5 protein-coding genes are annotated in these 7,196 nt (G+C 48.0%); 4 read left to right on the top strand and 1 reads right to left on the bottom strand.

Annotation, left to right across the window (positions count from 1 at the left end; all coding sequences use genetic code 11):
* Positions 1-281: 281 nt before the first annotated feature.
* From ABGY95_RS12295 to ABGY95_RS12280, 4 genes are all read left to right on the top strand, one after another.
* Positions 282-974, top strand: a complete 693-nt coding sequence (locus ABGY95_RS12295; protein WP_347441977.1) for a spermine synthase — start codon at positions 282-284, stop codon at positions 972-974.
* Positions 975-2,220: 1,246 nt separating this feature from the next.
* Entirely contained in the window at positions 2,221-2,913 is a 693-nt protein-coding gene (locus tag ABGY95_RS12290) for an ROK family protein (protein ID WP_347441976.1), read from the top strand.
* Between the two features lie 332 nt (positions 2,914-3,245).
* Positions 3,246-3,413, top strand: a complete 168-nt coding sequence (locus ABGY95_RS12285) for a hypothetical protein (RefSeq protein ID WP_347441975.1) — start codon at positions 3,246-3,248, stop codon at positions 3,411-3,413.
* Between the two features lie 1,482 nt (positions 3,414-4,895).
* Positions 4,896-6,101: a hypothetical protein gene (locus ABGY95_RS12280; RefSeq protein ID WP_347441974.1), complete on the top strand. Its 1,206-nt coding sequence runs from the start codon at positions 4,896-4,898 to the stop codon at positions 6,099-6,101.
* 109 nt (positions 6,102-6,210) lie between these two features.
* On the opposite strand, the gene ABGY95_RS12275 is transcribed toward ABGY95_RS12280, so the two are convergent.
* Positions 6,211-6,924 carry a rhomboid family intramembrane serine protease gene (locus ABGY95_RS12275; protein WP_347441973.1) on the bottom strand — a complete coding sequence of 238 codons (714 nt, stop codon included), beginning with the start codon at positions 6,922-6,924 and terminating at the stop codon, positions 6,211-6,213.
* Positions 6,925-7,196: the final 272 nt, after the last annotated feature.

Here is a 7,196-nt window from a genome sequence, read left to right as displayed (position 1 = left end):
TTAGACCAGACAAAACGGTTGCTGGAAGGATGCCTTCAAACCAACTCTAAATAGCCACAAACTACCTAGTTTAACTTGGTAAATATAGCCTCCAGTACATCGATTTCGTGAGCTCTGATCAAATTCTCACTTTGGCTATTGAGCTCGTTCTTAGCGGTGCATCTCAGAACTTCGAGAAGGCTTCATAGTGCGCTAGCATTATTTAGAGAGTCCACTAAACTCTGATCCTCAAGACCATCTCTAAGCTTGTTCACCGTGATGTTTTAGTAAAGCCTAACGCCATGAAACCTTACACAAATCTGGGTGAGTCAACAATGACTGACGGGACCAAATTCTCTCTGCACAAGCACGACGGAAACTTTTATCTGAAATACAATGGATTTGAGCTCATGAGTACGGCCCTAACCTACTCTGAACAAATGCTCTCCGAGATCGGGTGTGCTGACATATTAGAAGGCAATACTTCTCGCCCGGCTCACCCAAAAGTCCTTATTGGTGGACTCGGGCTCGGTTTCACACTCAAGCGCGCACTCGAGCTCATCGGCTCTCCCGCGACTGTGGAAGTAGCTGAGCTGATGCCACCCATCATCGAATGGAACCGCACATTCCTAGTCGAGCACAATGGTCCCCTTCTCGAAGACCCTCGTACCAAGATCACTCAAGGCGATTTCTTTGACATCCTCAACAGCAAGCCGAAGGCCAGCTGCGACGCTCTCCTACTAGACATCGACAATAGCCCAGACGACTTAATCACCGAGGAAAATGACAAGATGTATTCACTCAGCTTTTTAGCAAAAATCAAAAACGTACTTACCCCAAATGGTGCTGTTACTTATTGGCTTGCCGTGCCCGCTCCTAAGTTCAAGAAACTCTTGGAGAAAACTGGGTTCGAAGTCGAAGCCTACGCAGCAAAACCCCACGAACATTCCAAAAAAGCGAGGCACTGCATCTACCGAGCTCGTCGCAAGAACTAAGCGAATCCTCCTGCGAAAAAGCCGAATGAGCGAGACATGCTAACTACTTGCTACTGTACTCCCACTTTATTAAACTACAAAGGCCAAAGCAAGTACGCGGCTAACCTTATTCATCTAGACTCCTCTGATCTTCGTTGCGTCTAGCTTCCCCAGAAACTTGACCGAAGGCTTCGCGCCCTCATCTTTTGAAACTAGAGAAGTGAACCAATGGCACTGGTCTTTGAAGAGCTTGCTTTCTGTGATCATTCTTTTGAATAATCGAATTTCTCCGCCCACACACTAGCGTTCGGCTTTCTGGCCGCCAAAGTTGCAGGTCGCTGAAGAGGTCTTCTCTTTCCCGTTTGCAGCTAAATTGTCACGCTTCTTCTGACTGCCTTTCAGCGCGCCTTCCGACGAGGCTTAAAATGGTGGATTACACCAATCAGAGATGGGAGGCATAATCACTTGAAAATAAGCGTTCGCACGTTGGTACAGCATTGTCTTCTAATTCCTCTAGGAACACCCACGCGCGCACCGTCTTGAGCGACGTCTGGCTTTGCTTCATAATACAATCTATCAACCCGATCTAGTGGTAACATCTTTCCATCCTTCTCCCGAGGGATTGGTGACCATGCGGTTCCCCTATTTAAGCTTCGATCTGAGTAACCTATCCTATAAAAGTCTTGAAAGCACACTTTTTGAATTGCCATATTCACCGGCAATTTTAGATTCCTAAGGTGTTCAATTGCTAGTTGCCTTAGTCCAGTCTAGATGCGATGGCCAACTCCTGTCACCAACAACCAAAAGTAGTTTCTTCAATGTTGTCCGCGACAGCTTCTCAAAATAGCTAATAATTTTCGAAGTTTTGAGCCGCACGGGCCGAATCCTCAGTTTCATACGCTAACGACACGGTCAGCCTCCTTTGGCTTATCTTGCAAGAACCGAGGCGAATAGCTTCTATAGTCTATCTAACTACTTAATGCGTCGATTGCCCGGCCCTTGTGCGCTTTCAGCTCAGCATAGGACTGGTGAGTATTCAGAACAAATGTCGCTGCTAAAATGCACTGACAAATAAGTTAGTAGAAGATACTCCCACTCTAGGCCTCATCTCTGACGTCATTAAAGAGAATTTGCTAAACCCATGACTTCCAAGCGTCACACACTCTCTTTGTCATAGAGCTACAAGCCTCATAATCTATCCATAGGCCCAGTAGTATGTACAATTTCAGTATTGCTCAGAGCCCACAGTTTTCAGTAGCATTTTGCTATGCCCGCTGATTCTTCTGATCAAAAACGCATTCTCGTCGTCGACATAGGTGGCTCAAATATCAAGACCCTCGCCAGCGGCCAAGAGAAGCGTATCAAAATCCCTTCTGAACCAGACCTCACACCCGATCGACTAGTCAAACAAGTCGTAGAAGCCACCAGCCATTGGCAATACGACTTAGTCTCCGTTGGTTGTCCCTGCGTGGTGAGTGCCAACAAACCGGTCAAAAACCCGATTAACCTCGGCTCAGGATGGGTCGCATTCGATTTTGAAAAAGCATTTGGCCTCCCCACTAAGGTCATAAACGATGCGACCATGCAGGCTGTGGGTTGCTACGATAAAGGCTCCATGCTCTTCCTCGGATTTGGAACAGGCCTTGGAACCACCCTCATCAAGGATGGCACCCCCGTCCCACTTGAAGCTGGCCATCTACCCTACCGCAAGGATCGGAGCTTCGAGGACTACGTCGGCAAAGAAGGTTTTGCCCGCCTTGGGTTAGAAAAGTGGAATCGCCATGCCTTAGCAGTCATCGATATCCTTCGTAGCGCCTGCAACGCCGATGACGTTGTGCTTGGCGGTGGACAAGCCGAACTCATAGAAGATCTCCCAGATAATACCCGACGCGTCGATAACCGCGCAGCCTTCAAAGGAGGCTTTAGATTGTGGGAAAAGCATTGGTTAAGACATTTTTAACGATCCTCCCCTCATCCTCAGCTTAAACCATTAAATACAGAGGCTAAACTAGCTATAGCAAACGACTTTCTAGGACAACTATTAGGAGTTCGCACCTTTACACCCTATAAGTTCTGGCATTGGGAGCACAAAATCCACCACTACACAACCGATCACCTCGATAGGCGCTCAGTAGACGATGTCTGGACAATGACACTATCAAAGAATACCAAGCCTCGTCTTGGATGATGCTTGTACTCTCCCGATTAGTAAGCAACCCATGGATCCTCTTCATCTTCTCTCCCATTTTCCTCTTTTTCATTTGGCAAAGGTTCTCCGTGAAAGAAGCGAGCATGAAAGACCTCCTTTCTGAGCTGTGGACTAACTCAGTCGGTGTCTGGATTGTCTGTGTACAGCTCCAATTCGCAGTTGTGTATAAGGTGCGCAACGAGGAATGGAGTTTTGCAGCGGCAGCACTCGAAAGAAGCGCCTTCTACAAACTACCTATAGTGCTCCAGTAGTTTTAAGGTGACATTGGCTTCCACCACATTCACCATCTTAGCTCGCGCATTGCAAACTCCCGACTCGAAGAACTCCACAGCTCTGAGCCAGTCTTCCAAGCGATTCCTGAGGTGACACTTCGCAGAAGCTTGGCATGCTTGAAGTACCGTTTGCACTACGAAGAAAATAGTCAACTAGTGAGCTTCGGCTACCTCAAGGACTACCGATAGGCCAAGGCTCAAGGGTAACTTCACCTTTGCTAAGTAGGATAAAAATTGTCAGCTAGGATCTTCCCTGCTCTCGAGCTGGTATGGTTTGTGACACGAACTTCACAGTTTTGAAGCCAAGGTCAGTGATCTCTGAATATGTTTGCCCTCTTCTATAGCTTTCGGTTAGCCCATAGAATTTTGTATTTGGCTAAATTGCCAATAAAAGTGACGGAGATGATTCAGTGGTTTGAGCGTACCCCTAATCTTAGGCTGGGCCTTTACTAGCTCATAAACATACACCAAGGACAAACAGTGAAAGGTAAAATTAGCCGAAACAGCTACAATTTTATTCGACATACTTCACTAGTCAAGTTGTTAGGTGGCTGTGTGGTGCGAGTCAGGATATACGCTAACTATTTGTGCCCCATATTTACAGCAAAACCTTCGAACAGGCAGAACGGAGCTGAGGCTGCAATTGGGCAAGGCGCAGTCTCTAACTTTACGTAGAAATGTGTCGTGTATTCGATAGCAGGGCTTTGACTATTGAGAGCAACTAGCTGGGGAGCTGGTATTGCATCGGAGAAGTAGGTAGTTCTCCGAAAGGGTCTCGATTATACGAAGGCTATAGCCTCCCCAAAAAAATCAGCACAGGTAAGACTCTATTGCAAATAGCTGGTTTGTTTTTTATCTGTTTCGCAACTACACCTTTAAGCTTTAAACCCGCGTTTGTGTACTCTCATCCCACAGATCGACGATGAATCTAAGATTAGGCATGCAGCTGAGATAAAAGCCGTGCACAGCTACAAAATCTAACGGGTTTACGATTCTCCAAGAATGTTCTCAGAACTCAATGATTGGAGCTTCAACTGTAGTGAAAATACTGTCACCAAACTCATGCTAGAACCCAAGGTCTAAGCCAGAAGGGCAAAACTCTTGAAACTTGAAACATCCCAGGTCGATCATGTCGATGTTAGTTAAAGGAAATTGCTATGACTACTCCTGTTGTGAGAGCTTTTGGAGTTCGCCCAAACGTAGGCGAATGCCAGATAGCGGATATTTTGAAATACGATGTGAAGCCTGGCTTGCTATTTTTCAGCCTATCGAGGGCTTCTACAACAGAAGACGTACGCACTCATCGTCAAGGAATCTAGCACCCGAAGAGTTCCTAGAACTACACTCCAACCTTGAAAAATCAGCCTAACTAACCTACCTGTCAGTTAGATATCCCCCGGTTAAAATCCGTGGGGAAGCCCAAAGTCAGCTCACACCCAAACTCACACATCACTCGTAAACATGAATTCCTATTTTGAACAACTCGGGCGAACAGTCCAAGAACGCTGGCAACAGAACAATTTCTCCCTAGAATCGTTCCCGGAAATTGCTCAGGCGGCGCTAGAGGAAGCTCCACCAGCTCGGAACGTCGATCTAGGCGAACTCATTCGCGAGTTCCTCATCAATGACGAGCAACCACTTCAAGGAATGTCTGGATTCGGCCAACCCGAGTTAGTGGCCTTTTCTCATCCACGTTTCTACATTCAAATCTTGTTTTGGTTAGACGGCACCACCGATATTCATCAACACGCATTTTCCGGCGCGTTTCATGTCATGTCTGGCTCCAGCATCCACACTGAATACAACTTTGAAGAAGCCCATTCTGTCACGCCCCATTTGCGACTCGGCGACCTCAGCATGAAGCAAATCGAGCTTCTAAAAGCCGGACGCACGGTCCCTATCAGCTCCGGCCGCGGCTGCATCCACTCGCTCTTCCATCTAGACTCGCCCTCCGTCACCGTCGTGGTCCGCACCCAAAACGACCCCGACGCAGGTGCCCAGTTCAACTACCTCCCTCCCCATGTCGCCATCGATCCGAACTCAGCGGACACGCTCACGATGCGTCGTAATCAACTCCTCTATGTGCTAGAGACCCTCGGCCATTCAGCCTACGCGCTACTGGTAAGAGAAATGATCACCAAACTAGATTTCGAACGTGGCTTTTTCATACTGCGTGACTCCATGGGCTGCCTACAAGAACTCGGTGAGTGGGATGCTATCCTCGATACCTTTGAACAGAAACACGGTGAACTAGCCGATGGCATTGCTGTGACTCTAGCTGAAGGAGGCCGCAGAGAGACGATTGCCAGCATGCGTGGCCAAATCGAAGACCCCGACCTTCGGTTTTTCCTCGCACTTTTGATCAACGTTTCAGCACGAGCCGACATCCTTGGTCTCATTTCCGCACGCTTTCCCGATCACTCCCCGACCGAGACAATCCTTGGTTGGGCTGAAGAATTGCTCTTCCCGATAAACTCAGGCCTAGCCCTGCTCGATGCTCCTTTCCCCCTAACTCTGGAAGCAACTATCGATGAACAAGCCGATGCTCTCATGCACACACTCCAGTACGCTCTGGAGGAGAACCCTAATGGAGCAAGCGTACCTGAAGAAATCTCCGAAATTTACACATCCTTGGCCCAGTCTAGCCTAAGCGTCCTCTTTACCTAAAATAATTTAGAGTCATAGAGAAGCCCCTTGCCCCATTCTCTTACCTTCACTAAAAGCCTTATTGAGAAGCTCTCAGTAAGGTTTTTTTGTGGCTAGCTCTAACACGATCTCAACGATGCCGTGCTGAGCCTGGCATCGGTACGACGAAGGCTCCAAGCACTATCCCGCCAATGAACCCGCCTAAATGCGCGCTGTAAGCCACCCCTAGGCCTCCTCCTAGAAACCCCATATAGTCCATCACTAAACCTATAATACCCAAAATCGCGAGCTGACCGGGTGGGATAGGCCTATCCATCGGCCAAATCTCAGGGTCGGGAAGGGCCCACCTCACCGCCATACCAAGATAGAGGCCTTGGAATCCCATCACAGCTCCCGATGCTCCAAGTGTAGGAATCGGGCTGCCGGCATTCATCACAACATGCAACATGCTGCCACAAATAGCTGTGACCACAAAAGTGACCAACATCCACTTACTCCCAATAAGCTCAACTGCCAGCGCACCAAAAATCCAAAGGTAGAGCATGTTGAATAACAAATGCTCGAAACCTCCATGCAGAAAGGCGTAACTTAAAATCGTCAAAAAGGCACTGACATCAATGTCCCCCGCTAGGGCTGCATCCCATGCCGTAACAACCTCCTCTGGAACCATCATATAGGGTCTATAGGTATCCACTCCAAACAGAAGCTGCCCCCCGAAAACCATGCTAATCAGCACGATCAATCCCAACATGAATGACTGCTCTTTGAGTATGTAACGAACCTTGGTCGACATAAGATGAATCAGAGGCTCAGAAACGATTTTGTGCAAGCTGGAACTCTCCACTCTCCATATTTGTTAGTTTCTAAAAAAGAAAGACATCTAAGAACTCGTCGCCACTTGAGCAAATAACCTTCCTAGTTACGCTCAGACTCACCCATGCATCGCCGCTGCAGCACGTCAATTCGCAGCCACTGGCGCCCTAACATCTTAAACTTCAACTAGCCTCAGTGAGGTCTAATCCCATGCGCTAGAAATCGCAGATGCCAGCCAAGCTACCAGAGTAGCCATGGCTCTAGGTATGGCACAGAGGCTAAGGAAGCAATGTCTCACCCGAG

The sequence above is a fragment of the Rubritalea sp. genome (assembly GCF_039830215.1).
In the GTDB taxonomy this organism is placed as follows: Bacteria; Verrucomicrobiota; Verrucomicrobiia; order Verrucomicrobiales; family Akkermansiaceae; genus Rubritalea.
This window is presented reverse-complemented; position numbering and strand designations above follow the sequence as displayed.

Coding starts and splice junctions, on each gene's coding strand:
- ABGY95_RS12285 (WP_347441975.1), top strand. CDS start 3,246: ATGAAAGACCTCCTTTCTGAGCTGTGGACTAACTCAGTCGGTGTCTGG.
- ABGY95_RS12295 (WP_347441977.1), top strand. CDS start 282: ATGAAACCTTACACAAATCTGGGTGAGTCAACAATGACTGACGGGACC.
- ABGY95_RS12290 (WP_347441976.1), top strand. CDS start 2,221: ATGCCCGCTGATTCTTCTGATCAAAAACGCATTCTCGTCGTCGACATA.
- ABGY95_RS12280 (WP_347441974.1), top strand. CDS start 4,896: ATGAATTCCTATTTTGAACAACTCGGGCGAACAGTCCAAGAACGCTGG.